The sequence below is a fragment of the Mycobacterium kansasii ATCC 12478 genome, assembly GCF_000157895.3.
Lineage (GTDB): Bacteria > Actinomycetota > Actinomycetes > Mycobacteriales > Mycobacteriaceae > Mycobacterium > Mycobacterium kansasii.
Window position 1 is genome coordinate 5,665,477 of the sequence record NC_022663.1, and the last position, 20,502, is coordinate 5,685,978.

The 20,502-nt window shown below is 65.7% G+C and carries 21 protein-coding genes; 11 read left to right on the plus strand and 10 right to left on the minus strand.

What is annotated here, in order from left to right:
* The first annotated feature begins 6 nt into the window (after positions 1 to 6).
* Complete coding sequence (locus MKAN_RS24605) at positions 7 to 810, plus strand: IclR family transcriptional regulator (protein ID WP_036391406.1); 804 nt, start codon at positions 7 to 9, stop codon at positions 808 to 810.
* On the opposite strand, the gene phtC is transcribed toward MKAN_RS24605, so the two are convergent.
* The 5 genes from phtC to MKAN_RS24630 are packed head-to-tail and all read right to left on the minus strand — an operon-like array spanning position 798 to position 4,355.
* Complete coding sequence (phtC, locus tag MKAN_RS24610) at positions 798 to 1,529, minus strand: 3,4-dihydroxyphthalate decarboxylase (protein ID WP_023372772.1); 732 nt, start codon at positions 1,527 to 1,529, stop codon at positions 798 to 800. The genes MKAN_RS24605 and phtC overlap by 13 nt on opposite strands.
* Positions 1,513 to 2,310: a 3-(cis-5,6-dihydroxycyclohexa-1,3-dien-1-yl)propanoate dehydrogenase gene (gene hcaB / locus MKAN_RS24615; RefSeq protein ID WP_023372774.1), complete on the minus strand. Its 798-nt coding sequence runs from the start codon at positions 2,308 to 2,310 to the stop codon at positions 1,513 to 1,515. Before hcaB ends, phtC begins: the two co-directional genes overlap by 17 nt.
* Positions 2,294 to 2,545: a hypothetical protein gene (locus tag MKAN_RS24620; RefSeq protein WP_023372776.1), complete on the minus strand. Its 252-nt coding sequence runs from the start codon at positions 2,543 to 2,545 to the stop codon at positions 2,294 to 2,296. The genes hcaB and MKAN_RS24620 overlap by 17 nt, the downstream gene beginning before the upstream one ends.
* Positions 2,542 to 3,069: a 3-phenylpropionate/cinnamic acid dioxygenase subunit beta gene (locus MKAN_RS24625; protein WP_023372778.1), complete on the minus strand. Its 528-nt coding sequence runs from the start codon at positions 3,067 to 3,069 to the stop codon at positions 2,542 to 2,544. The genes MKAN_RS24620 and MKAN_RS24625 overlap by 4 nt, the downstream gene beginning before the upstream one ends.
* Positions 3,066 to 4,355, minus strand: a complete 1,290-nt coding sequence (locus MKAN_RS24630; RefSeq protein WP_036448671.1) for a Rieske 2Fe-2S domain-containing protein — start codon at positions 4,353 to 4,355, stop codon at positions 3,066 to 3,068. Before MKAN_RS24630 ends, MKAN_RS24625 begins: the two co-directional genes overlap by 4 nt.
* 329 nt (positions 4,356 to 4,684) lie before the next feature.
* Between MKAN_RS24630 and MKAN_RS24635 the strand changes: the two genes are divergently transcribed.
* Together MKAN_RS24635 and MKAN_RS24640 are read left to right on the plus strand one after the other, a co-directional pair.
* A complete protein-coding gene (locus MKAN_RS24635) occupies positions 4,685 to 5,644 on the plus strand; it encodes a Rieske (2Fe-2S) protein (protein ID WP_023372783.1) in 960 nt (319 codons plus the stop codon).
* Complete coding sequence (locus MKAN_RS24640; protein ID WP_023372785.1) at positions 5,641 to 6,126, plus strand: hemerythrin domain-containing protein; 486 nt, start codon at positions 5,641 to 5,643, stop codon at positions 6,124 to 6,126. The genes MKAN_RS24635 and MKAN_RS24640 overlap by 4 nt, the downstream gene beginning before the upstream one ends.
* 14 nt (positions 6,127 to 6,140) lie before the next feature.
* Here MKAN_RS24640 and MKAN_RS24645 read toward each other — a convergent pair whose 3' ends face one another.
* A complete protein-coding gene (locus MKAN_RS24645; protein WP_023372787.1) occupies positions 6,141 to 6,902 on the minus strand; it encodes a class I SAM-dependent methyltransferase in 762 nt (253 codons plus the stop codon).
* 57 nt (positions 6,903 to 6,959) lie between these two features.
* Between MKAN_RS24645 and pcaH the strand changes: the two genes are divergently transcribed.
* The 5 genes from pcaH to MKAN_RS24670 all read left to right on the plus strand — a co-directional run bounded on the left by pcaH (position 6,960) and on the right by MKAN_RS24670 (position 10,824).
* Positions 6,960 to 7,724, plus strand: a complete 765-nt coding sequence (pcaH, locus tag MKAN_RS24650) for a protocatechuate 3,4-dioxygenase subunit beta (RefSeq protein ID WP_023372789.1) — start codon at positions 6,960 to 6,962, stop codon at positions 7,722 to 7,724.
* A 2-nt stretch (positions 7,725 to 7,726) separates the two neighbouring features.
* Positions 7,727 to 8,302: a protocatechuate 3,4-dioxygenase subunit alpha gene (gene pcaG / locus MKAN_RS24655; protein ID WP_023372791.1), complete on the plus strand. Its 576-nt coding sequence runs from the start codon at positions 7,727 to 7,729 to the stop codon at positions 8,300 to 8,302.
* Positions 8,299 to 9,528 carry a lyase family protein gene (locus MKAN_RS24660; RefSeq protein ID WP_023372793.1) on the plus strand — a complete coding sequence of 410 codons (1,230 nt, stop codon included), beginning with the start codon at positions 8,299 to 8,301 and terminating at the stop codon, positions 9,526 to 9,528. The genes pcaG and MKAN_RS24660 overlap by 4 nt, the downstream gene beginning before the upstream one ends.
* 302 nt (positions 9,529 to 9,830) lie before the next feature.
* The gene (locus MKAN_RS24665) at positions 9,831 to 10,178 is read left to right on the plus strand and encodes a hypothetical protein (RefSeq protein ID WP_129111896.1); all 348 of its coding nucleotides are present in this window, start codon (positions 9,831 to 9,833) and stop codon (positions 10,176 to 10,178) included.
* A gap of 355 nt (positions 10,179 to 10,533) precedes the next feature.
* Entirely contained in the window at positions 10,534 to 10,824 is a 291-nt protein-coding gene (locus MKAN_RS24670; RefSeq protein ID WP_023372799.1) for a DUF1876 domain-containing protein, read from the plus strand.
* A 33-nt stretch (positions 10,825 to 10,857) separates the two neighbouring features.
* On the opposite strand, the gene MKAN_RS24675 is transcribed toward MKAN_RS24670, so the two are convergent.
* On the minus strand, positions 10,858 to 12,171 hold the full coding sequence (locus tag MKAN_RS24675) for a phosphoribosyltransferase (protein ID WP_023372801.1): 1,314 nt from the start codon (positions 12,169 to 12,171) through the stop codon (positions 10,858 to 10,860).
* Positions 12,172 to 12,516: 345 nt separating this feature from the next.
* Here MKAN_RS24675 and MKAN_RS24685 point away from each other — a divergent pair, with 345 nt between their 5' ends.
* Positions 12,517 to 15,132 (plus strand): flavin-containing monooxygenase, encoded by a 2,616-nt coding sequence (locus MKAN_RS24685; RefSeq protein WP_036392118.1) that lies wholly within the window; start codon positions 12,517 to 12,519, stop codon positions 15,130 to 15,132.
* Positions 15,133 to 15,148: 16 nt separating this feature from the next.
* On the opposite strand, the gene MKAN_RS24690 is transcribed toward MKAN_RS24685, so the two are convergent.
* From MKAN_RS24690 to MKAN_RS24700, 3 genes are all read right to left on the minus strand, one after another.
* Positions 15,149 to 16,273 carry an Rv2629 family ribosome hibernation factor gene (locus tag MKAN_RS24690; RefSeq protein WP_023372808.1) on the minus strand — a complete coding sequence of 375 codons (1,125 nt, stop codon included), beginning with the start codon at positions 16,271 to 16,273 and terminating at the stop codon, positions 15,149 to 15,151.
* Positions 16,274 to 16,330: 57 nt separating this feature from the next.
* Positions 16,331 to 18,172, minus strand: a complete 1,842-nt coding sequence (locus MKAN_RS24695; RefSeq protein WP_023372810.1) for an AMP-dependent synthetase/ligase — start codon at positions 18,170 to 18,172, stop codon at positions 16,331 to 16,333.
* A gap of 191 nt (positions 18,173 to 18,363) precedes the next feature.
* On the minus strand, positions 18,364 to 18,612 hold the full coding sequence (locus MKAN_RS24700) for a hypothetical protein (protein ID WP_023372812.1): 249 nt from the start codon (positions 18,610 to 18,612) through the stop codon (positions 18,364 to 18,366).
* Positions 18,613 to 18,925: 313 nt separating this feature from the next.
* Here MKAN_RS24700 and MKAN_RS24705 point away from each other — a divergent pair, with 313 nt between their 5' ends.
* A complete protein-coding gene (locus MKAN_RS24705) occupies positions 18,926 to 19,912 on the plus strand; it encodes a GNAT family N-acetyltransferase (protein ID WP_023372814.1) in 987 nt (328 codons plus the stop codon).
* Positions 19,913 to 20,018: 106 nt separating this feature from the next.
* The gene (locus MKAN_RS24710) at positions 20,019 to 20,501 is read left to right on the plus strand and encodes a flavodoxin family protein (RefSeq protein ID WP_036391410.1); all 483 of its coding nucleotides are present in this window, start codon (positions 20,019 to 20,021) and stop codon (positions 20,499 to 20,501) included.
* The last annotated feature ends 1 nt before the right edge of the window (position 20,502 follow it).

Sequence of the window (20,502 nt, forward strand, 5' to 3'; positions counted from 1 at the left end):
ACTGTCATGCCGACGAAAAGGCAGCGCACGACGGGCATGCCGGCCGCCGATTCGCTTGTGCCGCAATACCCGATCGAATCTGTCGACAACGCGCTGAAGCTGCTGTTGCTGCTCGGCGAACGCCCCGAGATCCGGCTGAGTGAGGCGACCCGGTATCTGGGTGTGGCGTCATCCACCGCGCACCGGCTGCTGGCGATGCTGACGTATCGGGGCTTCGTGCGCCAAGACCCGGTGTCCAAGGCGTATCTACCCGGTCCGGCGTTGACCAGCGTAGCGTTCTCGATATTCAGCCGCATCGATATCCAGGGAGCCGCCATGCCCATCATGCGCGATCTCAGCGAACGCCTGCGGGAAACGATCCACGTCGGCATGCTGGACGGCGCCGATGTCCGATTCGTCGCGGCCGTCGAGGGCCCGGCCGCCGTCAGGGTGGCGTCCCGGCTGGGCCGCACGCTGCCCGCGCACTGCACCTCGACGGGCAAGGCGCTGCTGGCCCAGCTGCCCGAAGCTGAACTGCGGCAATTACTTCCGAATGACGAACTGAAGCGCGTCACCGCCCATTCGATCGGCAGCCGCACGGAGTTGGAGTCCGAACTTTCCCGCATCCGCGATCGGGGTTATGCCGTCAACCGGGAAGAAAGCGAAGAAGGCGTGGCGTCGGTTGCGGTACCGATTCCCACCAAGGCACCGGGTTTGCGGATTGCGCTCAACGCCGCTGCTCCACACCATCGGCTGGACAAGACCCAGTACTCCTCGTTCGCCGCAGTACTTGCCCAAGCAGCCAAGGAGATTGGCGATCAGCTTGGTTGAACACCCAACCGGGCGACCTCATGTCGCCAGGCCGCCTCGACGTTGAATCCAGATCCCAAGTCCGGCAAGTCATCCCAGTCGGCATCGGCGATGTCGCGCAGCGTTCCGCCGGCAGCACTGACCTGCAACGACATTCGGGCCAGCGCGTCGAGGCTGATCGCCTGCAGCACGGCCTGCTCGACACTGGCGGCCGCGCTGGTGATTCCGTGCCCGCGGCAGATCACCACCGGCTGACCGCGCATGGCGGCCACCATCTCCTTGCCCAGCTGTGCGGAGCGGATCAGGACGGCGCTTTCGTAGACGGGCACGCCGCCGCGCGCGAGCCGCGCGCCGGGAATGTCGTAGGCGCCGTAGATCGGCCGCAGCGTGATGTCGGCCAGATCCGCGGCGACGACCGCCGGAGGGTGTAAGTGCGCGACTGCCCGATATGCCGGGTTGGCCAGCATGGTCTCGACGTGGATGGGTAGTTCGTTGGGGACCCGGTATCCGTCGAGTTCCCCTGCAGCACCAGCGGTTCCGTCTAATCGGACAAGCCGGATGTCGTTGGGCATGGTGAATGCCATCCCGGTATCGGTATCGCTGCGGCACCGGATCAGCAACCTATCGTCGTCGATTCGCAAACTCAGATGGCCGAGGATGCCGTCAGCCAGGCCGCGCGCCGCGGCCACCCGGCAGCCCAGGGCCAGCAGAGTGCGCTGCGGGTCAAGCGTCATGGCCATCCCGCAAGCCGAATCCGCCGTCGGGGTGGATGGTTTCACCGGTGATGCCGCGGGAGCGGTCGGAAGCCAGGAACACGAAACTCCACGCATGGTCGTGACCGGTGAGCGCGACGTTGAGCGGCACTCGCGCGGCCAAATCGCTTGCCCTGTTGGGGGAGTCGAGGCGCACACCATCCAGGCCCAGGCTGGCAAGACCGCGCAGGTCGGTGTCCAGCGTGCCGCCCGGTGCCACGCCGTTGACCCGAATGCCCGGTGCCAATTCGTGTGCCAGCGAGGCAACCAGCCCGCGCACGGCGAACTTTGACGCCACGTACAGCACGCCGCCACGTCCGGGATGGAACGACGACGTAGACTCGGTCAGCACAATCGAGGACCCGGTTTGGGCCTGCAACGCCGACACCGCGGCCTTCACCGACTGCAGCTGGCTCAGCACATTGGTGCGAAACATCTCGTCGAAGGCCGCCGCAAGGATGTCCGCGTCGATATCGCTGACACCGCGGTAGAAGTCGAAGACGCCGACGCAGTTGACCAGAGTGTCGAGACCGCCGAACGCATCCACGGCCGTCGTTACCGCACGCTCATTCGCCGCCCGGGTGGTGGCGTCACCCTCGACCACCGGCACGTCCGGTAGTTCCTGACGCAACCTCGCGCACTTATCGCTATCGAGTTCCAGCACGGCGACTTTCGCGCCTTCACTACGAAACGTGTCGACGACGGCGCGGCCGATTCCCGAGCCGGCGCCCACCACGAGCGCGCGCTTGCCCTCAAGCCAGCCCGTCATCGCGTCCCTCCGGCTCGTCGGGCAGCAACGGAGCGCGGGCATTGCCGACCATGGCCGCCAGCGTACGGGGGTTCTGCCAGGTGAGCGCCTCCACTTCGAGCGCGTCCAGACTGATCGACTGCCCGGTTCTGGGCGCGGTGATCAGCAGTCGGGAGCCGTTGCGCGTGTCGACACGCTGGACCACAACCTCGGTGAATTCGTTTGCCACAGTGATGGGCTCACCGACGGGGTTCACAGGAACACCGCCAGATTCTGCATCCGTAACACCGACTCGTCGGCAATAATGGTGCGACGGGCCAACTTCCAGGTGTTTTCCGGATCCCCACACCAGCGCAGCACATCCTTGCGACCGCAGGACAACAACGCGCTTTCGTTGACGTCGCCGCGACTGCGGAATAGCAACTCGGCCGATTCGACGATCACATGCTCGGAGTCTGCGCCGGCGAAGGTGCGCACGTTGGTGATGAAATGCCGCAGTCGCGACGGGGGATCCTCGGTCCAGGCGTGCTCGGTGGCAAAACGCGCCACCCGTTGGGTGAGCGAGTACTTGTCCTCGTCGAAATGAGCCATCCCCGGTGACGTGTCGAACCCGGCGCCACGGGCGGTCGTGACACGCACCGGCATGACGTAGCGAATGTCGTCGGTCATGATGTCCAGCCATTCCTCATACCGCTGGGCGTCCAGCAGATAGGCCTCGTCCACCAGGAACCGGTGTGCCTGGAGATGGCGAATATCGTTGAACGGCAGGGAGTTTCTCATGACAGGTACGCGCCCCAGAGCTTGAGCAGCTCGCGCTGGTTGTACTCGTTGTAGCCGACCTGAGCGCGTCCCGGTCCGTGAAAGGCCTCGGCCGGCAGCGCCTCGACGACGGGCCGGTCGTCGGACAGCAGGCCCATCCGGCTGTTCAGCAGCAGCCGACGTGCCATCGTCCCGCCGGCGGTGGTGGTCAGCGAGACCCAGTTCTCCACGTCGTCCTGCTCGAACATGCCGGTCGACCCGAAGCACATCAGATACGCCTGGTAGGACCGCTTCTTGAAGTCCGCAGGTGCGCCCGCGTCCACCGCGAACCAGGAGCACACCTCGGTTTCGCTCTCGCTGATCGGCTGCCACTGCCGGATCGAGATGAACGGCAGCACCATTTCATTTTCGGAATCACTGCCGGGCAGCTTGGGCCAGTTGTGCACGAAACTCAGGTTGGGAAAGCAGGTGGCGGCCGAGAACATGAAGCCGTCCTCCCCGATGACCCGCTGTTGCCGGGGTGTCCAGACGTCTTTCATCCGGTCGATCATGTCGTCGGGGTAGCCGACATAGCGCATGCGTTCCTCGAAGCTGCCGGGTGGAAGTTTGTAGGTGGTTCCGCCCCCGCGGTGGGCCCAGTAGGTGGCGCCGTCCTTGCGTTTTTGAGCTTTCGGCTCGCGGAACAACCCGATCTCGACGATCGAAGCATGAGTGTGTGGCGTGTGGTACATGTCGCCGGCGAAATTCTCGGCACCGATCTTCCAGTTGGCTTTGATCCGCCAGCGCTGCGGACCGCGCACCTCCAGCCCACCGGCGCTCTGCTTGGTGTAGTAGTCCAGATAGAACCGGAAGTCGCCGAGGTAATCCTCGAGCGGTTCGGCGCGCGCGTCCAAGCTGACGAAGATCAAACCGTTGTAGCTGGCCAGATTCGGTGCGGATAACAGGGTTTGGTCCTTCGGAAACCCCGCGTCGCCGCCGTACGCCTCCCGATGGAACGGCAGTCCGGTGAGCCGGCCATCGTTGCGGTATGTCCAGCCGTGGTAGGGGCAGCGGAAATTGGAGGCATTACCCATCTCCGCGCGGCACAGCTGCATGCCGCGGTGCAGGCACATATTGAACATCGCGCGCACCGCGCCATCGGAGTCGCGGGCGATGACGAACGAATCATCGAGCACCCGGCGTACGACGTAGTCGCCCTCATGCGGGATCTCCGATTCATGGGCCATGAACATCCACGCGCGGCCGAACAGGCGCTCCTTCTCCAAGTCGAACAGCGCGTTGTCGTTGTAGATGTGGGCGGGAATCATCCCCCGGCGCACAGCGCCGGTAACGCCGTCGAGGGCAGCACCGTGATCGGCCAATCCCAGCCCCCTTCTCGCCTGCTCTGTATTACAGAAATTTATTCTGGCTACCAGAATCCCTTAGGACGTTGCGTTGGTCAATCTGTTTCGACGGCGTCAGCGATCGCACAGGAGGCCCGAGGCTGATTCACAGCCACTTCACATTTGTCAAAGCGTTGTGGAGCTGCGCCGCGTGGATACGTTGGTAGCTGGTGCATGCGGGGGCGGGTTCGCTTGATGCGCATCACCGTCCGGCTGAGTCTGTCTGAGTCTCTCAATGGGGAAGGACTGGTGTGATGGTGGAGCGGCCTCGAGATCGGCAGCGGCATAAATTCGGATCGCGGGTGCTGGCCGCAATTGGGCGCCAAGAGTGGCTGGATCGGCCCAGCTATCGGCTGGAGCACCTGATCAGCTTCGGTTTCAACGCGCTGGGCGGGGCACGCGACCGCGTCACCAACGCCTTGAACGGCATTTGGCTGGGCCACCCGGTGCATCCGCCGCTGACCTCGTTTGCCAGTGGAGCGCTCGGCACCACGGTGGCCTTGGACGCCCTCAGCCTGCTGCCCGGCCGGCCTGCCTCGGAGGTGCTGGACGCCTCACGGTTTGCTAGCCGCGCACTGGGGCTGGGTATTGCGGCCAGCGTCGGCTCGGCTGTCACCGGGATTGCCGACTGGCAGCACACCCATGAAGAGGACCGCCGGGTGGGGCTGGTGCACGGTTTGGTGAACACGGCTGCGACTGCCCTGTACGTGATGTCGTGGGTGGACCGCCGCCGCGGCCACCACCTTCGCGGGATCGCAGTCAGCGCGCTGGGCTACGCCATCACCGTCAGCGGCGCCTACCTCGGCGGGGCGCTGGTGTTCGAATCCGGCATCGGGATCGACCAGTCGGGCGGGCGGCTGCGCACCAAAGAGTGGACACCGGTTTTGCCCGCGAGTTCGTTGAACGGCAAGCCCGTTCGTGTCGAGGTGGACGGAGTGGGGCTGGTGGTGTGCCAAACCAAGCCGGGCGAGGTGTCGGCGTTCGGTGAGTTCTGCCCGCACCTGGCGGCGCCGATGGCCGACGGCTGGATCGATCGGGGCCGGCTGGTGTGCCCATGGCACGGCTCGCGGTTCGCGCTGGAGTCAGGTGAGGTGTTGCGCGGGCCGTCGGCGGCTCCGCTGCCCTGTTATGAGGCCCGGCTGGTCGACGGAATGGTGGAAGTGCGTGGCGACGGCCATGAAGGTCTCCCCGCGTCGGAAGGGATTGCAAAGTGAACGCATACGAAGTGCTCAAAGAACACCACGTGGTGATCAAGGGGCTCGGCCGCAAGATCAGCGAAGCGCCGGTGAACAGCGAAGAGCGCCATGCACTGTTCGACGAGTTGCTGATCGAGCTGGACATTCACTTCCGCATCGAGGACGACCTCTATTACCCGGCGCTGTCAGCGGCCACCAAGCTGATCGCGGTGGCTCACGCCGAGCATCGTCAGGTGATCGACCAACTTTCGGTACTGTTGCGCACGCCCCAGAGCGAACCCGGCTACGAAGACGAATGGAACTCCTTCAAGACCGTCCTCGAAGCACACGCCGACGAGGAGGAACGCGACATGATCCCTGCTCCTCCCGAGGTGAAGATCACGGATGCCGAACTCGAGGAACTGGGCGAGAAGATGGCCGCACGCATGGAGCAATACCGTGGATCTGCCCTGTACAAGCTTCGTACCAAGGGCAGGGCCGCGCTGGTCCGAAGCCTGTAGCCGCACCCGGCCGATTACCGGCGGCCGATTCCGGCCATCATGATCGGGGTGAAGACGCGGACGTCCTCGCCGAAGCGTGCCGCGGCCGCGTCGGCGTCCTCGGGGGAAATGAGCCCCGCATCGACGACGGCGTCGCGCAGGCTCTCGAAGGACAACCTGAAGAAGTCGAAACCCGGTGTAGCGGAATCGATTACCCGAGCGCGGCCCTCACCGCGGACCTCGGTGAGCCCGGCGGCGGCCAGGTCCGCGACGACCTGGCGGCCGTAATGCGGTTCGAAGCCGGAGCGCTGCATGAAGGACAGGATCGCCTCGGTTACCCGGTCGAGCTCTGCGCCAGACCCCTCGAAGCCGAAGGCGGTCCAGTCATAGTCCTCGATGACCATCCACCCGCCGGGCCGTAGCGCCCCGGCCAGCCGGTCGATGATCTGCCGGCGGTCCGGCAGGTGTTCCAGCACCAGCCGGGAATGCACCAAGTCGAACTCACCCCGGGGAAGCTCGTCGGTCCTGATGTCGAGGCGGCGGACGTCGATCGTGTCGCCGGCCAGCGGTTCGATGAAACGGGTATCGATGTCGACGGCCACCACCATGGCACCGCGGCCGCTCATCCACTGCAGCAGCGAGCCGCCGCCGGCGCCGACTTCCAGGCACCTCCAGCCGGGGCCGATACCGAGGTCGTCCAACAAGGCTTGCGTCCCGGGGTCCCAGAGGCTTTCGATGCCGGCCAACCGGGTCCGTTCCTGCGAGAAGCCCTGGTCATAGACGTAGTCACGCGGCATGGCGGTAACGCTAGCCGCATAGGTCCGGGGTGCCTATTGCGAGTAGCCTCACGCTTCGTGAATGCCGCACCGCAGCGCATCGCGTCCCAAGCCGACATCACGTCGGAAATCAACGCCATCGCAGCCGAATACGAGTGCACCGGCGGGGCAGAGACCCAGCCCCGCCTCGACTATCCGCCGTATCGCAGCAGTGTGCTGCGCCATCCCGAACGCGCCCTGCTGTCCGTCGACCCCGAGGAGGTCGAGCGCCGGGCCCCGTGCTTCGGCGAGCGGGATGTCGGGCCGCTCGATGCCGACCTGACGGCAGGTCATCCCGGCGAACCGATCGGGGAGCGCTGCATCGTGGCCGGCCGGGTCCTCGACGGAGGCGGCAGACCGGTGGCGGGCCAGCTGGTAGAGATCTGGCAAGCCAACGCCGGCGGCCGCTATCGCCACCACGCCGACCGGCATCCCGCCCCGCTGGACCCCAACTTCACCGGCGTCGGCCGCTGCCTCACCGGTCCCGACGGCTCATACCGCTTTGTCACCATCAAGCCCGGCCCCTATCCGTGGCGCAACCATCACAACGCCTGGCGACCCGCGCACATTCACTTCTCGGTCTTCGGGACGGCGTTCACCCAACGCTTGGTCACCCAGATGTACTTTCCGGGTGATCCGTTCCTGGCATTGGATCCGATCTTCCAGTCGATCGTGGAACCCGTTGCGCGCCAACGGCTGCTCGCCACCTACGACCATGGTCTCACCGAGCCCGAGTACGCGACCGGTTATCGGTGGGACATCGTGTTGTCAGGCCGCTGCCGGACCTGGAGCGAGGACCGCTAGCGATGGCTGAATTAGCGTGCACCCCAGGGCAAACCGTCGGGCCGTTCTTCGGCATCGCGTTGTCGTATCCGGGCGACAGCCAGCTGGTCGCCGACGAGCATCCCGACGCTATCGGCTTACACGGCACGGTTTACGACGGCGCCGGCGCCGGTGTTCCCGACGCCCTGCTCGAACTCTGGCAGGCCGACGGTGCCGGTCGCATTCCACGACAGGCCGGCTCGTTACGGCGCGCGGGTGCCGGGTTGGCTGAGTTCACCGGATTCGGGCGGGCCGCGACCGACGCGGACGGACATTACCGGTTCACCACCGTGGCGCCCGGCTCGGTCGACGGCCGGGCGCCATTTTTCGTGATCGCCGTCTTCGCCCGGGGCTTGTTGCACCGGCTGTTCACCCGCGCCTACCTGCCGTCGCCTGATCTGGACGCCGATCGGCTGTTGGCCCGAGTCGACCCACCACGGCGCGCCACGCTGCTGTGCGCCGGCGACGATGCTTCGGGCCGTCTCGGATACCGTTTCGACATCCACCTGCAGGGCCCGTCTGAAACCGTGTTCCTGACGTACCGAGATGACATGCGATGACCAACCTGTTGTGGCCCGGCGACCAGCGGGCCGGCGACTACCTGAGCGACGAGTCGCTGCTGCGGTCGATGGTGGCGGTGGAATCCGCCTGGCTGGGGGCACTGGCCGACGCCGGACTGGCGCCCATCGACCGGGCCGGGGCGGACCTGCGGCACCTGGTGGGCGAGCACGACTGCGAGCTGCTCGCGGTCACCGCCGAAGACGGCGGGAACCCGGTCATCGGGTTGGTGTCGCTGCTGCGAGATCGCGCGCTGCCGGTCGTTGCGCCGTGGATCCACCGCGGACTGACCAGCCAGGACGTCCTCGACACCAGCCTGATGCTGGGAATGCGTTCCGTCGCCGACCACGTGATAACGCAATTGGCGCAACAGATTACGACGCTGTCGGCGCTGGCCGGGGCGCATCGGGGCACACCGATGGTGGCCCGCACCCTGACCCAGCACGCGGCGCCCACCACGTTCGGGGCCAAGGCCGCGGTCTGGCTCAACGGCGTCGTGGACGCCTATCTGCGGCTCGGTGCACTGGTCACCCCGGCTCAGTTCGGCGGCGCTGTCGGAACCTGGTCGGCAACGACCGAATTGGCCTCTCTGCTCACGGCCACGGCGGAGCCGGCAGAATTGGCAGAGCGTGTGATACGCAGTGCCACAACCACTTTGGGGCTTCGGGTGCGGCTACCGTGGCACACCACGCGGACGCCGGTCACCGCCGCCGCTGACGCTCTGGTCGGGTGCACCGACTGCTGGGGCCGGATCGCCGCCGACGTCATCACGATGGTTCGTCCCGAGATCGCCGAACTGGGCGAACCGGCGGGTGGACCGCGCGGCGGATCGTCGTCGATGCCGCACAAACGTAATCCGGTGCTGTCCATCCTGATCCGCCGGGCCGCCGTGGCCGCGCCGCATTTGGCCGCGACCCTGCACACCGCCGCGGCACTGGCCAACGACGAACGTCCCGATGGCTCTTGGCATGTCGAATGGGACACCCTACGGACCCTGGCCCGGCGTACCGTGGTCGCGGGCTCCCAATGCGGCGAACTGCTGGCCGGACTCGACGTGCACACCTCCCGGATGGTTCAAAACCTCAGTGCGGCAGATGTTCTGGGGGAGCAGCGGGCGATCGCCGACTTGGCCGGAACGGAAGCTTCGCCTACCTACCTCGGAGCCGTCGACCGGCTGATCGACCAGAGCCTGCAGCGGGCCGAGCGTGCGTTGGGCGGTGGTTCGTGACTTCCGTGCCTCACAGGATGGTGTTCGTCGAGACTCGCCTCATGGCTGCGAGCCGTAATGGGGAGTTGTTCGCTTGCCGGATGTCGCGCCGCTCGGAGAGCCTCGCCGACGGCTCGAAAGTGGTGATCCTTCGGGCCGAAGTACCCCCGGTTCAAGAGACCTAGGTCCCTTGATCCGCATCCAGGTCGGGTCGATGCTCAACCCAGCCCGGCAGGATACTTAGCCGCCTCAACGGGGGAAGAGAGACTTCAATGAAGAAGCGTGCCTTGAGGATATTCGGAGTTCTTCCGCTGCTCATGGCGATGGCCGTGCTCGGCAGCAGGGTATCCGGCGCGGATCCTGGGGCCGCGACACTGACCTGGGCGAAGACCTCGATCAAGGTTGTAGATGAAAGTCACCCGGATTGGGCCCGAGAGTACAAGTGCGAGTTTCAGATCGACAATCCAGGCAAGGACACGATCAGAGTTTCGATCAGGTGGGATCAGCCGAGCTTCAATCACGTGGGCGTCTACGCCGATGCCACCATCCAGGACGTCGGGAGCGATTTGGTGAACACAGAGGTGAGTTCGATCACCATTCGCGGCTTGAACACCACGACCGGCAACATCGATTTCGAAGTGACTGTGCCGATGCCCGGGTCATGGCCGTAGCTGGGCCCAAGCGCGAATCGCTCGTGCTTGATCGTGCGGAGTAGGCCGCGCGAAGCGACCGGAAATCTCGCGTTCTCCTACCTCCGGCGTAGCACCTAACCGCGCCTCGCCGAGATCGGCAGCGGGCTGCCCGGTGCTGAGTTGATTGCGAAAACCACGCCGCACATTTCATCCTCGGCTGCAGCGGTATCGAAACCGACCTGGCATGTCTGGCATGACGCATCCCCGGCCGGCTGACACTCTCGAAATCGCCTACCGCACCAGCAGGTACGCCGACTCGTGACTTTTGCCTCTACTGGTCATAGGTTCGGCGGTGATCGCATCAATAGTGACTGCAGACACTAAGGAGACGGCGATGACCGACAACGCCAACAACGCCAACAACGCCAAGTCCTGCCATGTCGACGTGCTGATCGAGGAACGCGACGAACGAACCCGGGCCAAGGCGCGACTGGTCTGGGGAGATCACACGCTGGTCGGTGTCGGCTTGGCCCGGCTCGACCCGGCCGACGAGCCGGTGGCCGAGATCGGCGACGAACTCGCGATCGCGCGGGCCTTGACGGATCTGGCGAATCAGCTGTTCGCGGTGACGTCGGCCGACATCCAGGCCAGCACGCACCAGCCGGTCACGGGCCTGCACCACTGAGTTGCCGGGCACTCACGTCCCGGCGCAACCGCCTTAGGGCCTGTTGACGAGGTGCTCGAGGAACCAGTCGCGCGCCAGGGTCGCCGCACGTTCCAGGGTGCCCGGTTCTTCGAAGAGGTGAGTGGCGCCGGGAACCACCGCCAGTTCGCACACGGCCGGGATCGCCGCCTGTGCCTGCCGATTCAGTTCGAGGACCAATTCGTCGCGGCCACCCACAATCAACAGGGTGGGCGTGTGTACGTCGCGAAGCGCATCGCCCGCTAGATCGGGCCGTCCGCCACGGGACACCACCGCCGCGACCTTGACCCCCGGATGTGCGGCCGCGACCAGAGCCGCGCCGGCCCCGGTGCTGGCCCCGAAAAAACCGACCGGCAGTGAAGCGGTGTCGGGCTGGCCGGCCAGCCAGCCGGTGACGTCGACGAGTCGCCGGGCGAGCAAGCCGATGTCAAAAACGTTGGCGCGGTTGCGTTCTTCGTCGGGTGTCAGTAGGTCGAGCAGCAGGGTGGCCAGCCCGGCCCGGTTGAGGACCTCGGCGACGTATCGATTGCGCGGGCTATGTCGGCTGCTTCCGCTGCCGTGAGCGAAAACGACGACGCCGCCGGGGTGTTCGGGAATGGTCAGCTGCCCGGCCACCGACACCGGTCCGGCAGTCACCCGGACCTCCTCGTCGCGCGGTGGCGGGTCACCGGCTTCGCTGACGGCGCCGAATTCGGTGCGGGCGCGACGCAACAGCGCCACCACCTCGTCGTCGGAGGTCTGGGTGAAGTTGCGGTATCCCTGGCCGACCGCGAAGTAAGGCACCGGTGTTTCCAGGCACACCACCTCGTCGGCGTACCCGGCGAACCGTTGGGCGATGTCCGTCGCTCCGATGGGAACGGCCAGGATCACTCGGCTCGCCCTCTGCGCACGTGCTACCTGGCAGGCGGCCTGCGCGGTGGCTCCGGTCGCGACACCGTCGTCGACGATCACCGCGATGCGCCCGTCGAGCGCAACCGGGACGTGGTCGCCGCGGAAGCGTTCCGCTCGGCGCTGCAGTTCGGCCCGCTGGGTGGTCTCCACGGCGGCTATGTCCCGGTCGGTGAGGTGCGCCTCGCGCACCACGTCTTCGTTGATGACCCGCACATCGCCTTCCCCGATAGCGCCGAACGCGAGCTCGGAGTGCGCCGGCACGCCGAGCTTGCGCACCAAAAGCACGTCGAGGGGAGCGTGCAGCGCCCGGGCGACTTCGAAAGCCACCGGGACACCGCCTCGCGGCAGACCCAGCACCACCACGTGGTGGCCCCGTAAGAATTCCAGACGGCGCGACAATTGCCGGCCGGCGTCGACGCGATCCGTGAACTGCCTCATATTTTGAGTGTCCATTGCATGATGGGTTGTCGGTACGGCCACAGGTCCCTAATTGTCAGGTTTGTTCTGCAATCCTTGGCGCGGCGCCCGGCACGTGATCGATCGTCGTGGTCGTGCCGCGCCCCACGAACCCCGGACCTTCAACGGCATCACGATCACCGCGCGGGATGCGGCCGTCCGGCCTTCGACGTCGCCCTCGCCGATGTTGGTTACCAGCGTCCTCACGAGCACAATCGCCACCGGCACCGGGCGGCGGCCGGCCTGCCGTGCCGACTGACGGTCCCCTGTGAGATTGGGGGATCCAGCCACTAAACAAACTGCGCTCGAGTGGTCATGATGATTCACATGGCTGATGAGCACATCTCCAACGTGGATGTTGTTGTGGTGGGCGCCGGCTTCGCCGGTCTGTACGCCGCGTACCGTCTTCGGCTCGCGGGTCAATCGATGCGCATATTCGAGGCGGGCGACGACCTCGGCGGCACCTGGTACTGGAACCGCTATCCCGGCGCGCGGGTCGACATCCCCAGTGTCGACTACATGTTCAGCTTCGACGCGGACTGGTCGAAAGACTGGCAGTGGTCGGAGAAGTACGCCACCCAGCCCGAGATCCTGCGCTATCTGAACCACGTCGCCGACAAGCACGACCTTCGTCGCGACATGCAGTTCGGTACCCGGGTCACGCAGGCGCATTGGGACGACACGTTGTCCGGCTACCGCGTGCGCACCGATCGCGGCGACGAGATCGGCTGCCACTACCTCGTGATGGCGACGGGCTGTTTGTCGGTACCCAAGGATCTCGACATCCCCGGCGTCGAAAACTTCACCGGAGAGCTGTATTTCACCAGTAGCTGGCCGCATGAGCCCGTCGACTTCACCGGCAAGCGCGTCGGTGTCGTCGGCACCGGGTCATCGGGAATCCAATCGATCCCGTTGATCGCGGCGCAGGCAGCGCAGCTGGTGGTCTTCCAGCGCACGCCCTGCTTTTCGATCCCCGCGCACAATGGCCCGATCGCCCCGGACAAGCTCGCCCAGCTGGTCGACGATTCGGCCTACCGGCAGGCGGCGAAATACTCCTTCGGAGGAGTGCCGTTGGAGCGCACCAGCACCCCGGCGTTCTCGGTGTCCGCCGACGAACGCCGGCAGCGCTACGAACGCGCCTGGCAGCGCGGCGAACTGTTGGAAGTACTGAATCTCTATACCGATGTCATGAGTAATACGTTGGCCAACAACGACTTTGCCGAGTTCATCCGCGGCAAGATTCGCAGTATCGTTCGTGACCCCCAGACGGCCGAGGCGCTGTGTCCCACGACCTATCCCGTCGGCGCGAAACGGCTCTGCCTGGACACCAACTACTACGCGACGTTCAACCTGCCCCACGTGCGGCTGGTGAATCTGCAAGACCAGCCGTTGGTAAGCGTCACCGAGACCGGAATCGCCACGGCCGGTGAATCTTTCGAGTTCGACACGATCGTGTTCGCCACCGGCTTCGACGCAATTACGGGCGCGGTGGCGGCGGTCGACATCGTCGGCCGGGACGGACTCGCGCTGAAGGACAAATGGCGGCACGGTCCGTCCACCTACCTCGGCCTGATGACCGAGGGGTTCCCCAACCTCTTTCTCATCGCGGGCCCACACAGCCCCTCGGTGCTCTCGAACATGGCCGTGTCGATCGAGCAACACCTCGATTTCGTTGCCGACGCTTTGACGTATCTGCGCGCCCACGGCTTCGACCAGATCGAACCCACCAAGCTCGCCGAAGCCGGCTGGATGCGGCACGTCGATGATGCGGCATCGATAACCCTTTTCCCACAAGCTAATTCGTGGTATGTCGGCGCCAACATACCGGGCAAGCCGCGCACCTTCATGGCCTACGCCGCCGGCGTCGACTTCTACCGGATGGCGTGCGACGAGGTGGCGGCCCGCGAATACCTGGGGTTCGCGTTGTCCGGGCCTGGCGGTGCGCACTGCAACGACGGGGTGATTCGCCGCCTGCAACCCGACGTGCAGATGGTCCTCGAGCAGATGGCGCTGCTTGACCTGCCACCCATGGAGTCATTGCCGCCCGAACAGGCGCGCGCGCTGATGAACGAAATGAACGTGGCACGTCCATGGGGCCCAGACGTGGGCGAAATCGTGGACGGATCCTTGCCCGGTGCTGCCGGCGACTTGGCCTACCGCCTGTATCGGCCGGCGAGTCCGGGGCCAAACCTCCTACATCCCTTAGTCGTCTATTTCCACGGCGGCGGTTGGGTTCTCGGCGACCAGACTTCCGATGATCCGTTGTGCCGAGATCTCTGCGTGCGCAGCGACACGCTCATCGTGTCGGTGAACTACCGGCACGCGCCCGAGCACCGCTTCCCCGCCGCGCTGGACGACGGCTGGGCGGCCGTGCGGTGGGTTGCCGAGCATGCCGAAGAGCTCGGTGGCATTCCGGGACGACTCGCGGTGTGCGGGTGGAGTGCCGGTGCCGGCATCGCCGCCGTGATCTGCCAATTGGCCAGGGACACCGGCTGGCCGGCGATTGTCGGCCAGGCGTTGATCACGCCTGTCGTTGATACCGATCAGGCCCGACGCTCGTATTTCGACAATGCCGATGGCTACGGGCTTACTGCCCCGTTGATGCGTTGGTTCTTCGACCACTATGCCGATCCGGAAGTGCGGGATGACCCGAGGATCGCCCCGCTGCGTGCGCCGGATCTGTCGGGTCTGCCCCCCGCGATCGTCGTCTCAGCAGAGTTCGACCCGCTGCGCGATGAAGGCGACGCGTACGCCGAAGCGCTTGCGGCAGCAGAGGTTCCCGTCCGGCATGTGCGGGCTCGAGGACACACGCACCTGTCGTTGTCCATGGTGGACGTGGTCGTCTCCGGAGCCCCGATTCGTGCCCAGATCGCCGACGCGTTACGGGGGTTCTTCGCGACCGACGCCGCGACGACAGTCAAGCCTGCCGGGCGGTTTAACTGAACGCGGCCAGCGCCCCCTACGAACTCTGCCCGGCGAGCCTGTCGGTCGCGGCATATCGGAGCAGCGCGCCCACACCGTCGGCGGGAGTCAGCCGGTCGTCGGCGCGCACCAGCGACGCGTCAACCGCGATCGCGGCAAACGGCAATGCCTCGTCTGCCCGAACCACCCGGGCCACCGGCTCACCCAGCTCGGACAACGCGTCGGCATCGGGAGCGACCGTCGTCCGCGCCGCGCCGGTAACCACTGTGGTGTCGCCCAGTCCGCCGATGATCAGCGTGTCGACGTCGCCGTCACGCAGCGCTGCGCACACCGCGGCCACCCCTTCGGCGGCCAGCCCCGAACCACGTCCCAGCTGCGCCTGGAAACGTTCCGCAATGTCGGCCAGCTCGGCGGATCGCCGCCGGGCGAACTCCGCTGCCGTTAAGTCGCGGATCTCGTCCTCGCTGATGCCGCTGGTGCGGGCTCCGGCATGCAATTGGGACACCCGCCGCGCCACCCGCTGCGGCAATGCCGAAACCAGGTCGGAGCGCGAACGGACCTCGCCGCAGACGAACACCACCTCCGGGTCGGTTTCGTCGACGAGCCGGGTGAGGTGGTCGGCGACGGCGCGGTAGTTCATCCGGATGGCTTCCTCGGTCGTGTGCTGCAGATCGCCGTAGCCGTTCCAGCCCGCGGTGACCGGCTTGTGGACCGGGTAGCCGCCGCCGTCGATGCTGGTGGAACTGAAGGTGTCGCCGCGGTACAGCCGGACGTCGGCCCCGGTGTGGTCCACCGCGGCGAACACGTATGTGGGCCGCAGCATTTCGCGGTCGATCAACGGCACCAGATAGGGGTAATCGGACAGGCGGACCACCGTCATGGGCGGCGGGCTGAGGAGTTGCTCGTTGACCAGCACCTGGTCGCTGGTCGCGATGACCGCGCGGCCGCGCCGGCCCACGGCCGGTCGATGGTTGAGCACCGCGTCTTCGAGCTTGCCGACGAGTTCCGCGGCTGCCCCCAACTCCTCGAGATGCCGACGGATATCCCGCCATTTCGCCTCGAGTTGCCCGGCGGCATCGGCGGTGTCGTGAGAATCGTCGAAATATACCGAGGCGACCGGACCTTCGGCGTTTACCAGCCATCGGAGGCGTTCTGATCGCATGCCCACCTTCTCCGCTATGTCGTCGTGATGCTTGCCTGCAGGTTGCCGATGCGGCGATCAGTCTTGGTACAGAGCCGCTATCTGGTCGGCGGACTTGTCGACGACCACCTTGCGACGCAGCTTCATGCTCGGCGTCAGGTCGCCGGATTCGATGGAGAGCTCGCGATCAAGGATGGTGAATTTCTTGATCTGCTCCCAGCGATTCAGTTCCGAGTTGAGCATGTCGATGTATCCCGCTATCAGCGTGCGCGTTCGGTCGTCGCCGGCGATTTCGGCGAATGATCGGCCGGCCAAACCATGTTTGGCCGCCCAGTCGGTGATCGCCTCGCGGTCCAGGCTGACCAGTGCCACGCAGTAGGGCTTGGCTTCGCCGATGACGATGAGTTCGCCCACATACGGGCACAGACCCTTGAACCGCACCTCGATCGCCGAAGGTGCCACATATTTGCCCTGGGAGGTCTTGAACATGTCCTTCTTGCGGTCGGTGATCCGCAAGTAGCCGTCGGCGTCGACCTCACCGATGTCGCCGGTGTGGAACCACCCGTCCTGGTCGAGTGCCTCGGTGGTGGCGTCGGGCAAATCGTGGTACGAGGTCATCAAACCGGGCCCCCTGAGCAGGATTTCGCCGTCGCCGGCGATCTTGACCTCGGTGGCGGGGAACGGCCAGCCCACCGTGCCGAACCGATACGCGTGCGGGCGGTTGATGAACGACGCCGCAGCGGTCTCGGTCAGCCCGTACCCCTCGAGGACGGTGATGCCGATCGCGTCGAACCACTGCGCGACATTGCGGTCCAGGGCGGCGGCGGCGGACACGAAAAACCGGATCCGGCCGCCGAAACGCTCGCGGATGGTCGAGAACACCAGCCGGTCGGCCAGTTTGTATGCCAGTGCCGCGGCCCGCGACGGTTTCCGGCCCGCTTGCCTGGCCGCCGACACCCTCAACCCGACCCTCATCGACCAGCCGAAAACCGTTCTCTTGAACCGGCTTTGCTCGGCGACCATCTGCTCGATGCGGGCATGGGCTTTTTCGAAGATCCGGGGTGCGGCCCCCATGACGGTGGGATGCAGCACGGCGAGATTGTCGACGATCTTTTCGACGCGCCCGTCGATGGCGGTGGTGAACCCGATCGACAGCGGCAGCGCCAGCATCACTTTGCCGAAGGCGTGGGCCAGCGGCAGCCACAGGAAGTTCAGGTCGTCGGGGCCGAGCACGTTGAGGGCGTCGATGGCCGCGGCGGTGTACGTCCAGGCCCCGTGGGTCAGCCGCACCCCCTTAGGCCGCCCGGTGGTGCCCGAGGTGTAGATCAGGCTGGCAAGCTGGTCGGGACCGACGGCTGCCACCCGCTCCTCGACGGCGCTGGGGGAGTCGGCCAGCAGTTGCTTACCCAGCTGCTCCAGGTCGGCCAGGGTGATCACCCAGTCCCCGTCACCGTTGCCGTCGATGATCACGACCTTGCTCACCGCAGGCAGTTCGGCGCGGTGCGCGAGCAACTTGTCGACCTGCTTTTGGTCCTCGGCGACCACGATCCGGCTGCCGGAATTGGCGACGATGTAGGCGACGTCGGGGGCGATGGTCGTCGGGTAGACGGTGGTGGTTGCGGCGCCGGCACACATCACCGCGAAGTCGGTGAGCACCCACTCGTATCGGGTCGAGCTGGCAAGTGCGACCCGGTCCTCGGCGGCAATCCCGAGCGAGATCAGCCCCGCGGCGAGGTGGTGCACGCGCTCACCGACCTGCTCCCAGGTGACGCTCTCCCAGCCGTGATCGTGTGGATAGCGGAAGGCCTCCGCGTGGGGCGTGGCGGCCACCCGGTCGAGGAACATCCTCGCCACCGACGCCGGCCGGCTCTCGATCTTGGAGAAATCGGGCCTCTCCAGTGAGGCGAGTGCGGTATTCATGACTCAAATCCCTTCTCGCCCAACGGAATCAATAGTGATTGGTTAGCGAAGTGGTGCATGACGATCTCTTCTGTTGCGCGCTTCTGTTGCGCCTTGACACATCCGATGCTTGTGCGGTTGCCGGGGCAGGTATAGGGACCAAAGTCATCCAGGCAGCGGCAATCGTCCCTTCGGGAGTCAGCGGGCCGGGTTCAGGCCGCGATGCTCACCTGAATGGACAGGCATTCGCCGATGGCATAGGCAGTCGGCCAGTCACCGGTACGCACCGCGCACGCCAGGTCGTCGACCAATGGCGTTTGGACGCCCAATTCCGACAGCCAGCTCGCCACCGTCGCCGTGATCTCGTTCGCGGTTACCCGGGCGGTACGTCCGTCGTGCAGGCGGTCGGTCACCTGATAGATCGTCGTGACCTTGTGATGCCGCCAGATCGCTGCGTTCATCGTGGTCTCCCGGTTCTCCCGAGTTGGTCAGCTCGTAAGTATCGATCTGACCATGCGCGCCTCCCCGGCCCTAGAGGCCAAGAGCACCGTTGCCGGTGTGCTTTGGTCGTTGTCCGGACCCGCCGAAGTCCCCCGCGGAAGGGTCTTTCGGCCCAGGCCATCGCTGGGCCGGGCGAGTAGCGTACTTCGATGTTGGGGATGTGGAGGATGCGGAGGATGTTGAGGATGTCGGCAACCGAGGAATGAGCGAAATGACCGCCGTAGCAACCGATTACCGCGTAGCAGCGCCGGTCGCGTTGGTGGGTGGGCCGGGGTGAACCCGGTCCGGCCGCAGGATCTGGCAGCGGTGGAGATGTTCGCCGACATCGCGACGGAGCAGCTCACAGCGTTGGCTGACCACCTGAAGCCGCTGCATTCGGTGGCGGGCGAGGTTTTGATGCGCCAGGGTGACCGGGCGGAATCGTTTGCCATCATCACCGACGGCCGGGTCGAGGTCAGGCACGTCGACCGGGACGGCCAGATATCGGTGACGGAGCTGTCGCCCGGGCTGATCGTCGGCGAAATCGCGTTGTTGCGGCACACGATGCGGACGGCGACGGTGATCGCCAAAGACGACGTGTGCGGTTACCTCGGATACAACGACGCCTTCGAGGCCATGTTGGCCATCCCCGCGGTCGCCGAGCGAATGGTCCGCACCGCGCGACAACGGTTGGCGGCCTACGCCGCTCCGATCCCGGTATCCGTCGAAGACCATCCTGATCTGCTGTTGCGCCCCGTCCTGCCCGGCGATGCCGAACGGTCCCAGAGCAGCGGGACGTTCTCCCGAGAAACCCTGTATCGGCGCTTCATGTCGTCATACCAGCTCAACGATGCGCGGCTGGCCTACCTGTTCGAGGTCGACTATGTCGATCATTTCGTCTGGGTCATGACCGATGGCGCCGACGGGCCGGTCGTCGCGGTCGGCCGGTTCGTTCGGGACAAGGACGACCCCGGCCTGGCCGAGGTCGCGGTTACCGTCGGCGACGCGTATCAGCGCCGGGGGATCGGGACGATGCTGCTGACCGCCCTGGCGATCGCGGCACGCACCGATGGCATCGACCGCTTCTGGGCCCAGGTGCTAGCCGACAACGAAGCCGTTCACGCGTTGGTGCGCAAGCTGCATCCCTGTTGGGAGCGGGAGGACCCCGGTGTGGTCACCACGACGCTGCAGATCCCAGCCCTCCGGGACCTACCCCTCGATGAGGTCCTGCGCAAGCAGATCCTGAATGTGGCCTACCAGGTGATCCACGCATTCGACTGAGGCGGGTACAACGCCTCTGCCATCTGGGGCCTTTGCGCCCTACCCGACGACGAGGTGGCTGCGCAGCATGGACCTGTCCGGCTTCGGTATCGGAAGGAGTTGGTCGATGAAATCGCTCATCGTGTGCGTGTCGACGTCGCACGGCAACACCCGCCGCGTCGCCGACCGGATGGCTGAGGTGCTGCACGCGCAGGTAGTCGAACCCGAGCAAGTCGATCCGCACACACTCGGCGACTACGACCTTGTCGGCTTCGGATCAGGCATCTACTACATGGCGGTGCACCCGAGGTTACGGAGATTCTTGCGTCGCCTGCCGCAGGTCGACGGCGTTGCGGCGTTCACCTTCTTCACCAGCGGTGCCCGCGAGATCCCGCTGACGAGCTATCACAAGCCGATGGGAAAACAGCTTGCTGCCAAGGGTTTTGAGGTGATCGGATTGTTCTCCTGCCGGGGCCTGGACACCGTGGGGCCGTTCGGGTACATCGGCGGGATCAACAAGGGCCGGCCAGACCACCACGACCTGGATCGGGCCGCGGCCTTCGCGGAACGGATTCGCGAACGGGTCGCGGGGTCCAGAGCGGCGTCCTGAC

What these genes read in the sequence shown, in the direction of transcription:
- MKAN_RS24605 (WP_036391406.1), top strand. Translation starts at nt 7, where the DNA reads ATGCCGACGAAAAGGCAGCGCACGACGGGCATGCCGGCCGCCGATTCG.
- phtC (WP_023372772.1), bottom strand. Translation starts at nt 1,529, where the DNA reads ATGGCCATGACGCTTGACCCGCAGCGCACTCTGCTGGCCCTGGGCTGC.
- hcaB (WP_023372774.1), bottom strand. Translation starts at nt 2,310, where the DNA reads ATGACGGGCTGGCTTGAGGGCAAGCGCGCGCTCGTGGTGGGCGCCGGC.
- MKAN_RS24625 (WP_023372778.1), bottom strand. Translation starts at nt 3,069, where the DNA reads ATGAGAAACTCCCTGCCGTTCAACGATATTCGCCATCTCCAGGCACAC.
- MKAN_RS24630 (WP_036448671.1), bottom strand. Translation starts at nt 4,355, where the DNA reads ATGATTCCCGCCCACATCTACAACGACAACGCGCTGTTCGACTTGGAG.
- MKAN_RS24635 (WP_023372783.1), top strand. Translation starts at nt 4,685, where the DNA reads ATGGTGGAGCGGCCTCGAGATCGGCAGCGGCATAAATTCGGATCGCGG.
- MKAN_RS24645 (WP_023372787.1), bottom strand. Translation starts at nt 6,902, where the DNA reads ATGCCGCGTGACTACGTCTATGACCAGGGCTTCTCGCAGGAACGGACC.
- pcaG (WP_023372791.1), top strand. Translation starts at nt 7,727, where the DNA reads ATGGCTGAATTAGCGTGCACCCCAGGGCAAACCGTCGGGCCGTTCTTC.
- MKAN_RS24660 (WP_023372793.1), top strand. Translation starts at nt 8,299, where the DNA reads ATGACCAACCTGTTGTGGCCCGGCGACCAGCGGGCCGGCGACTACCTG.
- MKAN_RS24665 (WP_129111896.1), top strand. Translation starts at nt 9,831, where the DNA reads ATGGCCGTGCTCGGCAGCAGGGTATCCGGCGCGGATCCTGGGGCCGCG.
- MKAN_RS24670 (WP_023372799.1), top strand. Translation starts at nt 10,534, where the DNA reads ATGACCGACAACGCCAACAACGCCAACAACGCCAAGTCCTGCCATGTC.
- MKAN_RS24675 (WP_023372801.1), bottom strand. Translation starts at nt 12,171, where the DNA reads ATGAGGCAGTTCACGGATCGCGTCGACGCCGGCCGGCAATTGTCGCGC.
- MKAN_RS24685 (WP_036392118.1), top strand. Translation starts at nt 12,517, where the DNA reads ATGGCTGATGAGCACATCTCCAACGTGGATGTTGTTGTGGTGGGCGCC.
- MKAN_RS24690 (WP_023372808.1), bottom strand. Translation starts at nt 16,273, where the DNA reads ATGCGATCAGAACGCCTCCGATGGCTGGTAAACGCCGAAGGTCCGGTC.
- MKAN_RS24695 (WP_023372810.1), bottom strand. Translation starts at nt 18,172, where the DNA reads ATGAATACCGCACTCGCCTCACTGGAGAGGCCCGATTTCTCCAAGATC.
- MKAN_RS24700 (WP_023372812.1), bottom strand. Translation starts at nt 18,612, where the DNA reads ATGAACGCAGCGATCTGGCGGCATCACAAGGTCACGACGATCTATCAG.
- MKAN_RS24710 (WP_036391410.1), top strand. Translation starts at nt 20,019, where the DNA reads ATGAAATCGCTCATCGTGTGCGTGTCGACGTCGCACGGCAACACCCGC.